Source organism: Pseudomonas sp. ef1, from assembly GCF_007293365.2.
In the GTDB taxonomy this organism is placed as follows: Bacteria; Pseudomonadota; Gammaproteobacteria; order Pseudomonadales; family Pseudomonadaceae; genus Aquipseudomonas; species Aquipseudomonas siliginis.
This window is the reverse complement of sequence record NZ_CM129815.1, coordinates 3,148,039-3,165,576: the sequence shown is the minus strand read 5'-3', so window position 1 is coordinate 3,165,576 and position 17,538 is coordinate 3,148,039. Positions and strand designations below refer to the sequence as shown.

The window sequence follows — 17,538 nt, the reverse complement described above, 5'->3', positions numbered from 1 at the left end:
GCTTTGTATTGAATTTCGCAGCGGGCCCGAGAGATTACAGATTCCGCAGCGCGGCGACTACTGCGTCGCCCATTTCCTGCGTACCGACTTTGGTACAACCGGCCGAGTGGATGTCGCCGGTGCGCAAGCCCTGATCGAGCACGACACTGACGGCTTTTTCGATGGCATCGGCAGCGTCGTGCAGATTGAAGCTGTAACGCAGCATCATCGATACCGACAGGATCGTCGCCAGCGGGTTGGCAATGCCTTTACCGGCAATGTCCGGGGCCGAACCGTGGCACGGCTCGTACATGCCCTTGTTGTTGGAATCCAGCGAGGCCGACGGCAGCATGCCGATCGAGCCGGTGAGCATCGACGCTTCGTCGGAGAGGATGTCGCCGAACATGTTGTCGGTGACGATCACGTCGAACTGCTTGGGTGCGCGCACCAACTGCATGGCGGCGTTGTCGACGTACATGTGGCTCAGCTCGACCTCCGGGTAATCCTTGGCCACTTGCTCGACCACTTCACGCCACAACTGGCTGGATGCCAGGACGTTGGCCTTGTCCACCGAGCAGAGCTTCTTGCCACGAACCATGGCCATGTCGAAACCGACACGGGCGATGCGGCGGATTTCGCTTTCGCTGTACGGCAGCGTGTCGTAGGACTGACGCTCGCCGTTGTCCAGCGTACGGGTGCCACGCGGCGCGCCGAAGTAAATGCCGCCGGTCAGCTCACGGACAATGAGGATGTCCAGACCGGCAACGATTTCCGGTTTCAGGCTCGACGCATCGGCCAGTTGCGGATAGAGGATCGCCGGGCGCAGGTTGCCAAACAGGCCCAGTTGCGCGCGGATTTTCAGCAGACCGCGCTCAGGGCGGATGTCACGCTCGATGGTGTCCCATTTCGGGCCACCGACCGCGCCCAGCAGCACGGCGTCGGCAGCGCGGGCGCGATCAAGGGTTTCGTCGGCCAGCGGCACGCCATGCTTGTCGATGGCCGCGCCGCCGATCACGTCGTGGCTCAGCTCGAAGCCCAGGCTGTACTTGTCATTGGCCAATTCCAGCACCTTGACCGCTTCGGCCATGATTTCCGGACCAATACCGTCACCCGGGAGAATCAGAATCTGCTTGCTCATGCTTTCCTCGTGTCTTCAAGCGGTGCGCCAGTGAACGGCGCGCCGGGAAAAATTCCTATCGCTCGGCCATCAGTACGATCACATCGGTACTGAACGAGCCGTCGGCATCTATCTCAAAATACTCACGCACTTCGTTGCCCATCGACTGCTGCAACTGGCGGATCGCCGCGCGCATCACGTCAGGTGTGCGCATGCGCTCGACCCAACTGCTGTACTCCAGACGCAGGCGCTGCCGGGTGGTGCTGCGCACATGCAGACCGGCCTCGCTGACCTGGCGCAGCCACTCGGCGGCGCAGTAGTCGCGGACATGGCTGGTGTCGCGCAGCACTTCAACGCTTTGCAGGTAAGTGTCGAACAACGCACTGCCCGGTGACAACACATCAACGAACGCTGCCACGCCGCCCGGCTTCAGCACCCGGCGCACCTCGCGCAAGGCCAGACCGAGGTCGCTCCAGTGATGCGCCGAATAGCGGCTGAACACAAAATCGAACTCGCCATCGGCGAACGGCAAGCGCTCGGCAGCACCGTTGACGGTAATGATATTGCTCAAGCCGCGATCGACGGCAGCGCCGGCAACCACATCAAGCATTTGCTGCGACAGGTCGTAAGCCACCACTTCCTTGACCAATGGAGCGACGTGGAAACTGACATGGCCTGCGCCGCAACCCAAGTCCAGCAAACGAGCCTCGCCCTGCCCGGCCAGCTCAGCCTGTAGCAATGCGAATTCGGTGCCTTGAGCGTGCACGGCGCTGCTCAGGTAGGCGGCGGCCTGTTCACCGAATTGCTTTTGTACGACCTGAGTGTGTTGGGCGGTGCTGGTCATGGTCACATCCTGTAAGCAGTGTTATTTGAAATACATTCCCTGTGGGAGCGAGCCTGCTCGCGAAGAGGCCCGCCCTGACTACATCAATCCCGAATCAAGCGTCGCGAAACAACCACGGCTGACTAACCCGATGCTTGGCCTCGAACGTCGCAATAGCATCGCCGTCCTGCAAGGTCAGGCCGATATCGTCCAGACCATTGAGCAGGCAGTGCTTGCGGAACGCATCGATCTCGAAGCTGTACACCTTGCCATCCGGGCGGGTCACGGTCTGCGCCTGCAAGTCGATCTGCAATTGATAACCCGGCTCGGCTTCAACCTGCTTAAACAGTTCATCAACTTCTGCATCGCTGAGAATGATCGGCAGCAGGCCGTTCTTGAAACTGTTGTTGAAGAAGATGTCGGCGTAACTCGGCGCGATGATGCTGCGGAAACCGTACTCTTCCAGCGCCCACGGCGCGTGTTCACGGCTCGAGCCGCAGCCGAAGTTCTCGCGGGCGAGCAATACGCTGGCACCCTGATAACGCTCGGCGTTGAGGACGAAATCCTTGTTCAGCGGGCGCTTGGAGTTGTCCTGATACGGCTGGCCGACATCCAGATAACGCCACTCGTCGAACAGGTTCGGACCGAAACCGGTGCGCTTGATCGACTTCAAGAACTGCTTGGGGATGATCTGATCGGTGTCGACGTTGGCACGATCCAGAGGCGCGACAAGACCAGTGTGCTGAGTAAATGCCTTCATCTTTACTGTGCTCCTTGGATCAATTCACGAACGTCGATGAAACGGCCGTTCACCGCTGCTGCTGCCGCCATGGCCGGGCTGACCAGGTGGGTACGGCCACCGGCGCCCTGACGGCCTTCGAAGTTACGGTTGGAAGTCGAGGCGCAATGCTCGCCGGACTCCAAACGGTCCGGGTTCATCGCCAGGCACATCGAGCAACCCGGCTCGCGCCATTCGAAACCGGCCTCGAGGAAAATCTTGTCCAGCCCCTCGGCTTCAGCCTGCGCCTTGACCAGACCCGAGCCCGGCACGACGATTGCCTGCTTGATGGTCGAGGCGACCTTGCGGCCCTTGGCGATGACCGCAGCGGCGCGCAAGTCTTCGATGCGCGAGTTGGTGCAGGAACCGATGAATACGCGATCAAGCTGAATGTCGGTGATCGCCTGATTGGCGGTCAGACCCATGTATTTCAAGGCGCGAACGATCGAGTCGCGCTTGACCAGATCCATTTCCTTGGCCGGGTCCGGCACATTCTGATCCACGGCCAAGACCATTTCTGGCGAAGTGCCCCAGCTGACTTGCGGCTTGATCTGCGCGGCGTCCAACTCGACCACGGTGTCGAATTTGGCATCGGCGTCGGAGACCAGGTCTTTCCAGGCTTCGACGGCCATGTCCCACTGCTCGCCCTTCGGCGCGAATGGACGACCTTTGACGTAGTCGATGGTCTTCTGATCTGCCGCCACCAGGCCCACGCGGGCGCCGGCTTCGATAGACATGTTGCAGATGGTCATGCGGCCTTCGACGGACAGATCGCGGATCGCGCTGCCGGCAAACTCGATGGCATGGCCGTTACCGCCGGCGGTGCCGATCTTGCCGATCACCGCAAGGACGATGTCCTTGGCGGTCACGCCGAACGGCAATTGGCCTTCGACGCGGACCAGCATGTTTTTCATTTTCTTGGCCACCAGGCACTGCGTGGCGAGCACGTGCTCGACCTCGGATGTGCCGATGCCGTGGGCCAACGCGCCGAATGCGCCATGGGTCGAGGTGTGCGAGTCGCCGCAAACCACGGTCATGCCCGGCAGGGTCGCGCCCTGCTCCGGGCTGATCACGTGAACGATGCCCTGACGGACGTCGTTCATCTTGAATTCGACGATGCCGTATTCATCGCAGTTGTCGTCGAGGGTCTGCACCTGCAAACGCGAAACCTGGTCGGCAATGGCTTCGATGCCGCCCTTGCGCTCCGGAGTGGTCGGTACGTTGTGGTCCGGGGTCGCAATGTTGGCATCGATGCGCCAAGGCTTGCGTCCGGCCAGACGCAAGCCTTCGAAAGCTTGCGGCGAAGTCACTTCGTGGATGATGTGACGATCGATGTAGATCAGCGCCGAGCCATCGTCGCGCTGCTTGACCAAATGCGAATCCCAGAGCTTGTCGTAGAGCGTTTTGCCGGCCATCAGACGGTTCCTCATCAGCTTGTTTCTATGCCCTGGGCTTATCAATAACCCTTTGGCTTGTGAGGCCGATCCTATGGGGTTAGATTAAATAACTCAAATTCATATTTTTTATGCTTTGGATAACCAACTGGAATGCGACATGGATCTGGCTAACCTGAATGCTTTTATTGCCATCGCCGAGACCGGCAGCTTCTCCGGCGCCGGCGAACGCCTTCATCTGACACAACCGGCGATCAGCAAGCGCATCGCCGGGCTTGAGCAGCAATTGAAGGTACGCCTGTTTGATCGACTGGGTCGCGAAGTCGGTCTGACCGAGGCCGGTCGCGCCCTGCTGCCACGGGCTTATCAGATTCTCAATGTGCTCGACGATACCCGCCGCGCCCTGACCAACCTGACCGGCGAGGTCAGCGGCCGCCTGACCCTGGCCACCAGTCACCACATCGGCCTGCACCGCTTGCCGCCTCTATTGAGGAGTTCACCCGCCGCTACCCACAGGTTGCGCTGGATATTCAGTTCCTTGATTCGGAAGTGGCCTACGAGGAAATTCTCCACGGCCGCGCAGAACTGGCGGTCATCACCCTCGCGCCAGAGCCGCATACCTTGGTCAAAGCCACGCCGGTGTGGGACGACCCGCTGGATTTCGTCGTCGCCCCGGAACACTCACTGATCAACAACGGCGCCGTCAGTCTGGCGGACATCGCCGGCCATCCGGCGGTTTTCCCCGGCGGCAACACCTTTACCCACCACATCGTCCAGCGTTTGTTCGAAGCCCAGGGCCTGACGCCGAACATCGCCATGAGCACCAACTATCTGGAAACCATCAAGATGATGGTCTCCATCGGCCTGGCCTGGAGCGTGTTACCGCGCACCATGCTCGACGAACAAGTGGCAAGCATCGCATTGCCGGGCATACAGCTCACTCGCCAGCTAGGCTATATATTGCACACCGAACGGACGCTATCGAATGCAGCACGCGCCTTCATGGCCCTGCTGGATGCACAAATCGATCGGCCAGGGATCCCGGCCTGACTTGTGCTACTCCTATAGAGCCGCTCCTGTGCCTCACGCCACTCAGCTCAAGGCCCGCTGACAATGCCGAAATCTGTTGACCGAATTCCGCCGATGCCGCGAATCCAGGATGTTGATCCGCGCCATTCCGAGCAGAGCTGGGAAAGCGCGCCGCAATTGCTCGCCGCGCTCAACGGCGCGCGGCTCGGCGCCTGGTATTGGGACATCGAGCGCGGGCAGATCAGCTGGTCGCGGGGCACTCAGGCATTGTTCGGTTTCGATCCACGGCAGCCATTACCCGCCGATTTGGAATACCTCGACCTGTTGCCGCCGGAAGACCGTGCGAAAACCGTGCGTGCTTTCCACGCGGTGATCGCCGGCGCCCCGCTGGAGCAGGCGATGCATCACCGTATTCGCTGGCCCGACGGCAGCCTGCACTGGCTGGAGATCAGCGGCAGCCTGCTGCCAGACAAGAACGGCCGGCCCCGAATGATCGGGGTGATTCGCGAAATCACCCACCAACGCCAGCGCGAGCAGGCCCTGAGCAGCTCGGAGAAACGTTTCGCGACACTTTTCCACCTGTGCCCGAACATGGTTCTGCTGACCCGTCAGGATGACGGTCTGATCAGCGAGGCCAACCAGTATTTCGAAAGCCTGTTCGGCTGGCCGGTGCAAAGCGCAATCGGCCGCACCACCCTGGAACTGGGCCTGTGGGTGCATCCCGAGCAACGCGCCGAACTGGTGAAAAAAACCAAAGCCAAGGGCGAGCTGATCAGCATGGAAGTGCAGTTTCGCGCCAGCAACGGCCAAGTGCACGACGGCATCCTCAGCGCGCAGAAGGTCGAGCTCGAAGGCCAGCCCTATCTGCTCAGCACGTTCCTCGACACCACCGAACGCAAAGCCGCCGAACTGGCCTTGAAGGACAGCCAGGAACGCCTCGACCTGGCGCTGGACTCGGCGCAACTCGGCACCTGGGACTGGCACATCCCCAGCGGCATGCTCTACGGATCGGCGCGCGCTGCGCAATTGCACGGGCTGGAGCCTATTCCATTCCATGAATCATTCGAGGAGTTTTTCGAAGGCGTGCCGGGCGAGGAGCGCGACAGCATGCGCGACGCCTACCGCAGCCTGCGCGAAGGCCCCGCCGGCAATTATCAACTGACCTATCGCGTGCAATTGCCCGACGGCAGCTCGCGCTATCTGGAAAGCCGCGCGCGTCTCTATCGCGACGACAACGGCGCGCCGCTGCGCATGGCCGGCACGTTGCTGGACATCACCGATCAGGTCGAGCGCGAGCAGCGGCTGGTAGCCTCGGAAGAGAAATTCGCCACGCTGTTTCAGGTCAGCCCCGATCCGATCTGCGTCACGCGCCAGGAAACCGGGGAATTCATCGAAATCAATTCGAGCTTCAGCCAGACCTTTGGCTGGAGCGCCGCCGATGTGATTGGCCACACCGCCGAGGAAATCGGCCTGTGGGACGCCTCGGCAAAGAGCCTGCAACGCATCGAACGAGTGATCCGCGAACAAGGCCTGAGCAACGTGGCCATTCTCGTCCAGCACAAGGACGGCCAGTCGCTGACCTGCGTGATTTCCAGCCGGCAGATCAGCGTCGGCGATCAGCCGTGCATCGTCACCACCCTGCGCGACATTACTCAGCAACAACGCTCGGAAGCAGCGCTGAAGGCTAGCGAAGAAAAGTTCGCCAAGGCGTTTCACTCAAGTCCAGACGCGATCACCATCACCGAGCGCGACACCGGGCGTTATCTGGAGGTCAACGACGGCTTCTGTCGCCTCACCGGCTACGGCGCCGACGAAGTGGTGGGCAAAACCGTCTATCAGGTGGGGATCTGGGCCGAAGAGAAACAACGCTCGACCTTACTCGCCGAGTTGCAGATCAAGGGCCGCGTGCATCATCAGGAAATGCTCGGGCGCAACAAGCGCGGCGAGTTGCTCACGGTGGAAGTCTCGGTCGAGCCGATCACCCTCAATGAAACCGCCTGCCTGCTGCTGACCGCGCGCGACGTCAGCCTGTTGAAGAACGCCGAAGCGCAGATTCGTCACCTGGCCTATCACGACCCGCTGACCAACCTGCCCAACCGCGCCCTGCTGATGGATCGCCTGAGTCAGCAGATCGCCCTGCTCAAGCGCCACAATCTGCGCGGCGCCTTGCTGTTTCTCGACCTCGACCACTTCAAGCACATCAACGATTCCCTCGGTCACCCGGTCGGCGACACCGTGCTGAAAATCATCACCGCGCGGCTCGAAGCCAGCGTGCGCATGGAAGACACGGTGGCGCGCCTCGGTGGCGATGAATTTGTGGTGTTGCTCAGCGGCCTCGAAGGTTCGCGCAGTGAAGTCAGCGAACAAGTACGCGCGCTGGCCGACACCATTCGCGAATTGCTTTCGGAGCCGATGTTCCTCGATGGCCAGCGCCTGCAAGTGACGCCGAGCATTGGCGTGGCGCTGATTCCCGATCACGGCTCGACCCCGACCGACCTGCTCAAACGCGCCGACATCGCCCTGTACCGGGCCAAGGATTCCGGGCGCAATACCACGCAGATGTATCACAACACCATGCAGAAAGCGGCCAGCGAACGCCTGCGCATGGAGACCGACCTACGCCTGGCGCTGTCGCGCGGCGAGTTCAACGTGCACTTTCAGCCACAGGTCGATGCCCGCGACAACCGCATCATCGGCGCCGAAGCCCTGGTGCGCTGGAACCATCCCGAACTCGGCGCGCAATCGCCCACCGAGTTCATCAAGGTGCTGGAAGATAGCGGCCTGATTCTCGAAGTCGGCACCTGGATCCTCGATGAAGCCTGTAACGCCTTCAAACAATTGATCGCGTTGAAACTCGTTGACCCGCTGAACTTCAGCCTGTGCGTGAACATCAGCCCGAGACAGTTCCGCCAGAACGATTTCGTCGAACGCATCGAACACAGCATGACCAGCCACGGCCTGCCCTGCTCGCTACTGAAACTGGAAATCACCGAAGGCATCGTCATCCAGAATCTGGAAGACACCATCAGCAAAATGCGCCGCCTGAAAAAGCTCGGCGTGAGCTTCGCCATGGACGACTTCGGCACCGGTTATTCGTCGCTGACGTATTTGAAGCGGCTACCGGTAGACACCCTGAAGATCGACCAGTCGTTCATCCGCGATGCAACCACTGACTCCAATGTCGCGGAGATCATTCGCGCAATTGTCGCTATGGCCCGCAGCTTGGAATTGGAAGTGATTGCCGAGGGCGTGGAGACGCCAGCCCAACTGGCGTTTTTGCAGGGCCTGGAATGCCATTTGTATCAGGGCTATCTGCACAGCCGGCCGGTGGGGTTGGAGGATCTGAAAAAACTGCTGCCCTGAACCGGCCGCCGCACAGACTGGCAACAGAGCAACAATTGCCACGGTTTGCGTCAGCCTGTAGGGTCGCGTTTTTTGCGCCGCTTCGAGATCAACCATGCAGGATGCATCCCTTCCCCGCCCGGCCCTGCTGGGCATCGACCTTGGCACCACCAACAGCCTGATCGCCGTCTGGCGTGAAGGCCGCGCCGAACTGATCCGCAACGCCCTCGGCGATGTGCTGACACCGTCGGTGGTCAGCCTTGATGAAGACGACACGATTCTGGTCGGCAAAGCCGCCCGCGCCCGCCTGACCACGCACCCGGAACGCACTGCCGCCGCGTTCAAGCGTTTCATGGGCAGCGACAGGCAAATCCAGCTCGGCTCTCGCCAGTTCAGCCCGGAAGAGTTGTCGGCGCTGGTACTTGGCTCACTCAAGCAGGACGCGGAGGCCTTTCTCGGCCAAGCGGTCACAGAAGCGGTCATTTCCGTACCGGCATATTTCAGTGACGAGCAGCGCAAGCGTACCTTGTTCGCCGCCGAACTGGCCGGGCTGTCCGTGACGCGCCTGATCAACGAACCGACCGCTGCCGCCATGGCGTACGGCCTGCACGAACAGAAGTTCGAACGCACGCTGATTTTCGATCTCGGCGGCGGCACATTCGACGTCACCGTGCTCGAATACGCATTGCCGCTGATTGAAGTGCATGCCTCCACTGGCGACAACTTTCTTGGCGGCGAAGACTTCACCGCCGCCCTGTTGCAGGCCTGCCTGAAACACTGGCAGCTCACACCCTCAACGATCGATGCACAAGCCATGGCCAGCCTCGGTGATGCGCTCGAACAGCTGAAATGCAAACTCGGCGAAGGCGCGCAGCACTTGAGCTGGCGGTATGCCGAGCAGACATTCGAATGGGAACTGGATGAAGCCGCTGCAGTGAAAATATGGGAGCCGTTGCTGGCCCGCTTGCGCGCGCCAATCGAACAGGCTCTGCGCGATGCCCGACTGAAACCGCGCGACCTCGACAGCCTGGTGCTGGTCGGTGGCGCAACGCGCATGCCGGCGGTACAGCAAATGGTCGCCACGTTGTTTGGACGCCTGCCTTATCGGCATCTTGATCCAGACACTATCGTGGCGCTGGGCGCAGCGACGCAGGCGGCATGCAAGGCGCGGGACGGTGCGGTCGAGGAATTGATTCTGACCGATGTCTGTCCGTATACGCTGGGGATTTCGACCAATCGTGGCGAAGGCGTCAGTGGCGCGTTCTCGCCGATCATCGAACGTAACACCATCATCCCGACCTCAAGGGTGGAGCGTTACCACACGACATCTCCACGACAGGAAGTCATCCGTATTGCGGTCTATCAGGGCGAACGTCCGTGGGTACGCGACAACATTTTTATCGATGCTTTCGATGTCACGCTGACGCCCAGCGATGATATCCAGGCGCTGGATGTGCGGTTCAGTTATGACATCAACGGTTTGCTCGAAGTTGACGTCACCCTGCCAAGGACGGGCGAACGCCACAGCCACAGCATTGACCGCAGCCCGACCGGACTCGATGCGCAATCGCGGCAAACCAGTCATGAACGCTTGAGTACGCTGAAAATTCACCCCCGCGACACTCTGCCCAATCGAACCCTGCTGGCTCGACTGGAACGGGCGTGGACGCAAAGTCTGGGCGAAGAACGCCAGCGGATTGCCGACTGGCTGGACAGTTTCACCACGGTGCTGGGCGACCAGCGATCGGAAGAAATCGCCAGCCACCGCTCACAACTCAACAAGGTTCTGGATGAGTTACGCCTCTAGCCGATAAGTCGCCGTAAGGTCGCCTGCAAACCACCGGACAAGGTATCTTCACCGCCACTGTCCGGTGGCACGCCATAACGATTGGGCAGCTTCTCTCCGGGAAAACCGAACAGTATCAGCGGCAGAAACGGCAATACCGGCGACAGCATTACCAAAATCAGCAACATCGGAATGCCCCGCCCCATGTCATGCAAACGGCGCAGGACCGCACCGAGCAGAAACGCCAGGCCCAGTAGCAACACGACGATGCCGGATACGGGCGTACCGCTGAGCAACGCCGCCACGGGCGTCACCAGCAACGCGCCAATGACCTGCCAGATAAACGCCCCGCGCCCCAGCCGGGTACCCAGGCTCCAAAACGCAGCGGCGGGGGTTGGACGGGTCGTTGCCTTGGCTAACAGCAAACGCTCAGACCACGACAGCAATGCACTGAATGCGAAGCGCAAACCGAGTCCATTTTCCGAGTCATCCTTGGCCCGCTGCATGCGTAACAGAACCTTCTGCCTTGGCAAGCCCAGATTGCCAAAACGCACCAGATCCTTCAGCACATCCAGCGCCAGGTAAAAGGCGTCGCTGACCCCCTCCTCCGCGAGAGCCTCACGGGGCGGGTGAACAGGCTCACCCTTGATCAGACTGTGACGGAAGCCGTCGAACCAGTCCTGTGGATTGACCACCTCGGTGATACTTTCCAGCAGGTATTTACGCTGTTGCGCAGTGAGCAACGGATCGTGGTAAAGGACTCCACCCAAGAGCATGCGCCCGAGCAAATCTTCGTTGAAGCTGGCGATGTCGCTGCGCATGCACTCGAACAAACGGTCATTACCCAACAGCCGAGTGCTATCGAGCGCCTCATGCACACTGAACAACTTGCGCGCGAGCAGCGAGTGCACCGGATCCGCCGCTTGCAGCCAGCCGAGCAGGCCACTGGCGCTGCCCTGCTCGCGACTCAGGCGACAGAGCAGCGGCTGCAAACGGGCCAAGGGGTGTTCACGCGCAATGCTCATGGCGTCGACGCAGTGTCCCGATTGCGCGCCCAGCCAACGCGTCGGATCGTCGAGGGTGGCCAGCAGGTAAATCGCCTGACGATGCCATTCCCAGACATCAGAGTAGCTATCAACGGCCGGAAGCAGCATGCCTTGCGCGGCCAGTTGCGCTTGCAACTTGAGCCCCGCAAGCCGTTCGTCACGCTTGTCGAGACTGAACGCTTCGGCAAGCCGCGCCAGCGATCGGGCGTCGTAAGCACGCAAACGGCGCATCCACAGCAGACTGAGCTCAAGCGGTTCGCCCTTTTCCAGCGCCGACGGCAGTGTCGATGCCGAGTCGCTGGCCAGAAACGCTTCCAGGGCCTGAGGAATCGGCGCTCGGGTCAACCAGCAGATCTGCTGCCCGGCCTGATACTGCAAGCCTTCCAGCACCAGTTGATCGAGCACATCCCCCGGCTCGGATGCCTGCATGATGCGTCGCAGCAATGGCACATCACCACGGTGCAAAGCCCAGGCATGCTGGTAGAGCGTTTGCAACGGACGGTCATCACTGTCAATGATCAGCGCCGCCAACAACGGCAACTCGTCACCACTGACACGCCATTCGACAAATGCACCGGCAATGTCCTGCAACTCGAGCTGCTTGGCCCTGAACCAACGCCCGAGTGTTTCCGGGCGCTGTGATGGACTGCCGTACTCTTGAGTGACATCACCTAGATCCTCGGACCAGTCGCGGAAGTTTTCCAGACGATCAAAGGCCTGAATCAGCAGCGGCAGGCGCTGAGGCTGATGTCGCGCGCACAACGCCAGTAACCACGTCGCCGCTTTCGGATGCTGATGTTCGCGCCAGAGCCGCACCCATGCCTGCAGTGCCAACTCTTCCATTCCCAGCGCACTGCGCTGACAGGCCAACAGATACAGCCAGTCGACATCTTCAGGCGCAAGCCGATGCTGCTCGCTGATAATGTCGAGAAAGTCTTTGTTGGCGATATCAGCCTGACTGAACTGTATGGCCAGGCGTTGCAATAACCCGTCATCAGCAGGCAGGGGGATGCAAGTGTGCAGGCCGGCGAAATGACGGTAGTCGTCGAGCGACGCCTCTCGGTGCAGGTGATTCAGGGTTCGCACATACCAGAGAGTTTCCAACTGCGCGACAGCGGGCCAATGGCTCATCAACGAGGTGTCGAACGGATCCGCCGCGCTGATCCGCTGCAAAAACTCGTCGACATGCCGTGCGTTGTCGAAATCCAGATCCAGCATGCGGCTCGCCCAGCCCAGGCGCTGGGCCAACAAACGGGCGCAGACATGGGAAATCGGGCCGGCGTCGAGCAACTCGCGCAGCAATGGCCAGCAAACTTCGTCCAGCACCTCCAGCGGCAGGCGGTCCAGCTCAAGGTTGAATGCCTGCCAGGCCACCGGTTGGAAGCGACGCGCTGGATCAAGCAGCAATGCTTCAAAGTCGGCCATCGTCTGATCGGCAGGACTGATCTCATCGGCAACCGGTTGATCCGGCTCCACGGCTTCCTCGCGGGCAAAGCGTAATGCCAGCTCATAAGCCTCACGCAGCGCCTGAAAACCTTCCGGATCGGTTTCCGGATGGTGCTGCGGCAAGCGTGCGCGATAGGCGCCGCGAATGACGTCGTTGTCTTTGGTGGGCTCGATACCCAAGCGAATCCAGCAGCTCATGACCAGTCGAACTCCCCTAGCGAATCAGGCCGCTCGGGTGGATACAAGGGCATGTCCCAAGGCAATTGTGCGAACAGCGCGCGCGCATCACGATCAAGCTTTCTGATGACCACGGTGGTGCCTATGTAATCGCCTTGCCGGTCATATTCGTGCTCCAGCTCTTCATCCTTGTTGCCCAGGCAATGCCAGAAGGCTTTGCCGAAGACAAAGCCGTTAAGGTAGCTCGTCCAACTGTCGTAGTGGTAGCGCGCGCGTGCCGCCATGCGACCATGCAGCCAAAGGCTTTCGGTGAGATCAATCCAGCCGTGCAGCACTGCAGAACGCAGCAGAAAACCCATGCGACCAAGGTCCCAGGCACGGATGCCACCTGAACCGCACTCGCCAAATGTGCGACTGGCGAATTCGTAGAAAGCTCGCTGGCGAGTGTCGAGTGTTGCGAGCAAGGCCTGCCATTCGGACGGCAGACACCTCTGCCACTGCCGATAGGCTTCGTTCAACTGCGTAGCGTGGCCGTCATCGGCAGTACGCAGCATGTCCAACAGCTGTTCGCGCGTAGTGATGCCCCAACCACCTTCGACATCGACATGTTTGAGGTCAAAGCAATAGGTGGGTGCGGTGTAATCGGCGTCGGGATTGAGGGCGACCAAAGGCGCAGAAAGCGCGTATAGCCAGCGCTGTTCCATTTCGTCCATGAACAAAGGCTCCGGGGCCAGCGGGAATTAAGGGAGGGGGGCTGGCCTTGATGGCGCGGATTGTAAAGAGCCACAAAGCCAGCAGCAAACGTTGCGTCGGCTTTCTCGCGCACGAAAAAAGGCCCCGACGTATCGGGGCCTTTCGTTCAGCGGCTTATCGCCGGTTCGGGCGATTGTGTGTCAGCACATGAATCAATGCTGCAGCGCCGGCTGCTGCGCTCCATTGATCGGGATGCGCTTGGCTTTCGCTTCTTCCGGGATCACACGGAGCAGGTCGATGCTCAGCAGGCCGTTGCGCAGCGCAGCGTCCTTGATCTCGATGTGATCGGCCAGACGGAACGACAGCTTGAAGGCTCGCTGGGCGATGCCTTGATGCAAGAACGTGACGCTTTCGTCAGTGTCACGCTTGCCGCCACTGATGGTCAGCACACCCTTCTCGACCTGCAGGTCCAGATCTTCTTCCTGGAAACCGGCGGCCGCGACGACGATACGGTATTGATCATCACCGTGTTTTTCGACGTTGTAGGGTGGATAGCTGCTGCCAGGCTCGTTACGCAGGGCGGTTTCGAACAGGTCGTTGAAACGGTCGAAACCTACCGAGGAACGGAACAGTGGCGCGAGAGAAAATGCAGTACTCATGATTCAAATCTCCTGAAAACAATCAGCAAGGTTTTGTGTCTCCGCGACCCGAATTCGGCATCGCGTAACCCTTAGATAGGGACCGCTGTTTTGATTTCAAGAGAATATTTTGAGATTTTTTATGCGGCTTCGACGAGCGGCAATCCGAGCAAGCGCGAGACTTGATCCGGCTCGGTTTCACGGCGCAGAACGGTGAAAAGCTCGGCGGCTTCCGGGTAGTTGCGCGTCAGCATGGCCAGCCATTGCTTGAGGCGACCAGGCGATTGACGCGCGGTCATCTGCGCCTTGGCCTGCAGCCAAAAGTCCTGAATCAGCGGCATCAGCTCGGCCCAGGTCATCTCGACGACCTCTTCGCCAGCGCGAGCGGCGGCGATCTGCCGGGCAAGATCCGGGCGGGAGACCAGCCCCCGACCGAGCATGATGTCTTCGACACCACTGATTTCGCGGCAACGGCGCCAGTCTTCGACGCTCCAGATGTCCCCGTTGGCGAAGACCGGGACCTTGACCACATCCTGCACACGCGGGATCCACTCCCAATGCGCCGGCGGTTTGTAGCCGTCCATTTTCGTCCGCGCGTGTACGACGATGTGCTCTGCCCCGCCTTCGGCCAGCGCCGTGGCGCAGACCAGCGAGCCGTCAGGACTGTCGAAACCCAGGCGCATTTTCGCGGTGACCGGGATGTGCGCCGGTACGGCGCGACGGACATGCTCGACGATCTGGTTGAGCAGCTCCGGCTCCTTGAGCAGCACGGCGCCGCCACGGGATTTGTTGACGGTCTTGGCCGGGCAGCCGAAGTTGAGGTCGATCACTTCCGAGCCAAGCTCGCAGGCCAACGCGGCGTTTTCCGCCAGGCACACCGGATCGGAACCGAGCAATTGCACGCGCAGCGGCACGCCGGACGCGGTGCGAGCGCCGTTGAGCAGCTCGGGGCCGAACTTGTGGAAATAGGCCGGCGTGAGCAACTGGTCGTTGACCCGAATGAATTCGGTCACGCACCAATCGATGCCGCCAACGCGGGTCAGCACGTCGCGCAGGATGTCGTCGACCAACCCCTCCATGGGCGCCAGAGCAATTTGCATGGGGAAACACTACTTGAAGAAAAAACGTGCGGCAGTTTACTGGATATCGCGGAAAACAGCAGAACTACACATATCTCTGTGGGAGCGAGCCTGCTCGCGAAGGCGGTCTGTCAGTTGACGCATGCGTAACTCACGCGATGCTTTCGCGAGCAGGCTCGCTCCCACAGGGTGAGATTCACATGGCTTCTGCAATCTGGATCGCCGGGCCATAGCCTTCGATAAATTCCGCCGGCATGCGCTTGGGCTTGCCGGTCGACAGTTCGATGCACACAAACGTGGTTTGTGCGCGCAACAGGGTGGCGTTGTCGCTGGGGCGTTTGAGCTGGAAATGCCGGGTCATTTTCAGGCGCTGATCCCAATCGACGATCCAGGTCGCCAGTTGCAGTTCATCGCCTTCATAGGCTGCGGCCAGATAATCGATTTCATGGCGGACAACGGCCATTGCTCGGTCCAGACGCCGGTATTCGACCAGGTCCAGGCCGAGGCGCTGCGAATGGCGCCAGGCGCAGCGCTCGAGCCAGGTCACGTACACCGCGTTATTGGCGTGCCCGAGCCCGTCGATGTCTTCGGCGCCTACTTGCAGATCAATGGTAAACGGCGTTGCCCGATCCCAGCCCATGCTCCACTCCCGGTCAAAGTATTCAACCGGGGCAGTGTAACGGAGCTCAGGCCGATTGGCGCGCCTGAAGACTGCGACCGGCGAGCAGTGATAACACGCCATCAATCACTCGAGGGTCGGCCAGCACGCGTTGATGGCCGCCGGTTTCGAGGCGCAGCAGGCGGCTGTCGAACCAGGCTTCGTGAATCAATTGCGATTCTTTGACCGAGACAAAATTGTCGTCCTCGGCATGGACGATCAGGCCGGGCATATCCAGTTGATAGTGGGCCACGTCCAGCGTCGCGGCGCGCATGCCGACGTCCTGCTCGACTTGACGAATAAACGCAGAACGCGCGCGCGGCGGCATGCCGACCATTCGCGCGAAACCGCGCAGCACGCCGAGAATCCGCGACGGTGCGGCGATGCTGACCAGGGTTTCGGTGCGCAGCCCCAATTGCACGGCGAGCATCGCGCTGGCGCCGCCCATGGAATGGCCGATAACCGCTTGCAGCGGCGGCAATTCGGCAGCGGCTTCGAGCATGGCGCGGGCGAACAGCACTACATTGGCTTCTCGCCCAGGGGAGCGACCGTGGGCCGGACCGTCGAGCGCGACGACCGTATAGCCGGCATCAACCAAAGCGTTTATCAGCGAAGCGAATTGCGTTGGCCGCCCTTCCCAGCCATGCATCAGCAACACTGCAGGACCTTGGCCCCAGCGCAGCGCCGACAGGCCGAAGCGCAATGTGATGCGTTCGGAGCTGGCCAACAGCGGCAGCTCCCAATCGCGCAGCGGTAGCGCGCGGGGCGTCATGAACGCCAGACGCATTTTGCTTGCCACCAGTCTCGGTGCAAACCAGCCCAAGGTACCGTTAACGCCACGAACCCACTTCAACGCGTTCATCGCACTCTCCTCAGGCTTGTTGCCTTCAGGTCAACGCACCGCCGACTTGGCAGCGCGCAGCAATCGATCGGATAAATCTCCCGGACCCAACGCTCTGGCCAAGGCCAGACCACCGACCATCAACGCGACATCGGCCAAAGCCTTGTCGGTGTCTTCAGGGCTGGCCGCCAGTTGCGCGACCATCAATTCCAAATGCTCGTTCAGCGCAATGCGGAACGACTCCGGCAAACGCCCCAGCTCCCCAATCGAGGCCGGGATCGGACATGCGGCCTCGCTGGAATCCCGGTGTTTGCGTGACAGGTAGAACGCAGCCACCAAAGCGCGACGCTCTTCGCCGGTCAGATCGGCGTCCATGTCGGCAATCAGGTCGCGACGGCGGCCCAGCAGCTGTTTGAACGCTTCGAGCATCATCGCGTCCTTGCTTTCGAAGTGCGCATAGAAGCCGCCAACCGTCAGGCCGGCGGCGCCCATCACTTCGCCCACGCTCGGGTCTGCCGGGCCGCGCTGAATCAATGCGGCGCTGGCAGCCTTGAGGATGCGTTCGCGGGTTTGAGCTTTTTTATCGTTCATCGTTGCCTCCGAATATTACGACTAGAATATTATTCGCATAATAATATTCCGCAAGTCATGAATATGACCGCTGGTCTGAAGCACAGTGTAAGGAAAAAGGAGAGTTGGCCAAACGCCGGAC

Annotated in this window: 13 protein-coding genes and 1 pseudogene; 3 read left to right on the top strand and 11 right to left on the bottom strand. The window is 60.6% G+C overall.

Annotated elements, in window-relative coordinates:
• Nucleotides 1-34: 34 nt before the first annotated feature.
• From leuB to leuC, 4 genes are all read right to left on the bottom strand, one after another.
• Nucleotides 35-1,117 (bottom strand): 3-isopropylmalate dehydrogenase, encoded by a 1,083-nt coding sequence (leuB, locus tag FEE99_RS14310; RefSeq protein WP_016773933.1) that lies wholly within the window; start codon nt 1,115-1,117, stop codon nt 35-37.
• Nucleotides 1,118-1,172: 55 nt separating this feature from the next.
• On the bottom strand, nt 1,173-1,940 hold the full coding sequence (locus FEE99_RS14305) for a class I SAM-dependent methyltransferase (RefSeq protein WP_041478532.1): 768 nt from the start codon (nt 1,938-1,940) through the stop codon (nt 1,173-1,175).
• Between the two features lie 94 nt (nt 1,941-2,034).
• Nucleotides 2,035-2,679, bottom strand: coding sequence for a 3-isopropylmalate dehydratase small subunit (gene leuD, locus FEE99_RS14300; protein WP_024012386.1), 645 nt, complete (start codon nt 2,677-2,679; stop codon nt 2,035-2,037).
• 2 nt (nt 2,680-2,681) lie between these two features.
• Nucleotides 2,682-4,112, bottom strand: a complete 1,431-nt coding sequence (gene leuC / locus FEE99_RS14295; RefSeq protein ID WP_041478531.1) for a 3-isopropylmalate dehydratase large subunit — start codon at nt 4,110-4,112, stop codon at nt 2,682-2,684.
• Between the two features lie 139 nt (nt 4,113-4,251).
• On the opposite strand from leuC, the pseudogene FEE99_RS14290 reads away from it, so the two are divergent.
• The 3 genes and pseudogenes from FEE99_RS14290 (at nt 4,252) to FEE99_RS14280 (ending at nt 10,269) form a co-directional block, all read left to right on the top strand.
• Nucleotides 4,252-5,141: pseudogene (locus FEE99_RS14290) on the top strand (LysR family transcriptional regulator).
• Between the two features lie 63 nt (nt 5,142-5,204).
• Nucleotides 5,205-8,483, top strand: coding sequence for a PAS domain S-box protein (locus FEE99_RS14285; RefSeq protein ID WP_143978938.1), 3,279 nt, complete (start codon nt 5,205-5,207; stop codon nt 8,481-8,483).
• Nucleotides 8,484-8,577: 94 nt separating this feature from the next.
• Nucleotides 8,578-10,269: a molecular chaperone HscC gene (locus FEE99_RS14280; RefSeq protein WP_041478529.1), complete on the top strand. Its 1,692-nt coding sequence runs from the start codon at nt 8,578-8,580 to the stop codon at nt 10,267-10,269.
• Here FEE99_RS14280 and FEE99_RS14275 read toward each other — a convergent pair.
• The 7 genes from FEE99_RS14275 to FEE99_RS14245 all read right to left on the bottom strand — a co-directional run bounded on the left by FEE99_RS14275 (nt 10,266) and on the right by FEE99_RS14245 (nt 17,417).
• A complete protein-coding gene (locus FEE99_RS14275; RefSeq protein WP_041478528.1) occupies nt 10,266-12,938 on the bottom strand; it encodes a DUF805 domain-containing protein in 2,673 nt (890 codons plus the stop codon). The two genes, FEE99_RS14280 and FEE99_RS14275, sit on opposite strands and share 4 nt — an antisense overlap.
• On the bottom strand, nt 12,935-13,630 hold the full coding sequence (locus FEE99_RS14270) for a DUF1266 domain-containing protein (RefSeq protein WP_041478527.1): 696 nt from the start codon (nt 13,628-13,630) through the stop codon (nt 12,935-12,937). The genes FEE99_RS14275 and FEE99_RS14270 overlap by 4 nt, the downstream gene beginning before the upstream one ends.
• A gap of 192 nt (nt 13,631-13,822) precedes the next feature.
• On the bottom strand, nt 13,823-14,269 hold the full coding sequence (locus FEE99_RS14265) for an Hsp20 family protein (RefSeq protein ID WP_016773925.1): 447 nt from the start codon (nt 14,267-14,269) through the stop codon (nt 13,823-13,825).
• 119 nt (nt 14,270-14,388) lie between these two features.
• Nucleotides 14,389-15,348 (bottom strand): tRNA dihydrouridine synthase, encoded by a 960-nt coding sequence (locus FEE99_RS14260; RefSeq protein ID WP_016773924.1) that lies wholly within the window; start codon nt 15,346-15,348, stop codon nt 14,389-14,391.
• A 175-nt stretch (nt 15,349-15,523) separates the two neighbouring features.
• A complete protein-coding gene (locus FEE99_RS14255; protein ID WP_016773923.1) occupies nt 15,524-15,967 on the bottom strand; it encodes an acyl-CoA thioesterase in 444 nt (147 codons plus the stop codon).
• 46 nt (nt 15,968-16,013) lie between these two features.
• Complete coding sequence (locus tag FEE99_RS14250) at nt 16,014-16,847, bottom strand: alpha/beta fold hydrolase (RefSeq protein ID WP_041478526.1); 834 nt, start codon at nt 16,845-16,847, stop codon at nt 16,014-16,016.
• Between the two features lie 30 nt (nt 16,848-16,877).
• A complete protein-coding gene (locus FEE99_RS14245) occupies nt 16,878-17,417 on the bottom strand; it encodes a TetR/AcrR family transcriptional regulator (protein WP_041478525.1) in 540 nt (179 codons plus the stop codon).
• Nucleotides 17,418-17,538: the final 121 nt, after the last annotated feature.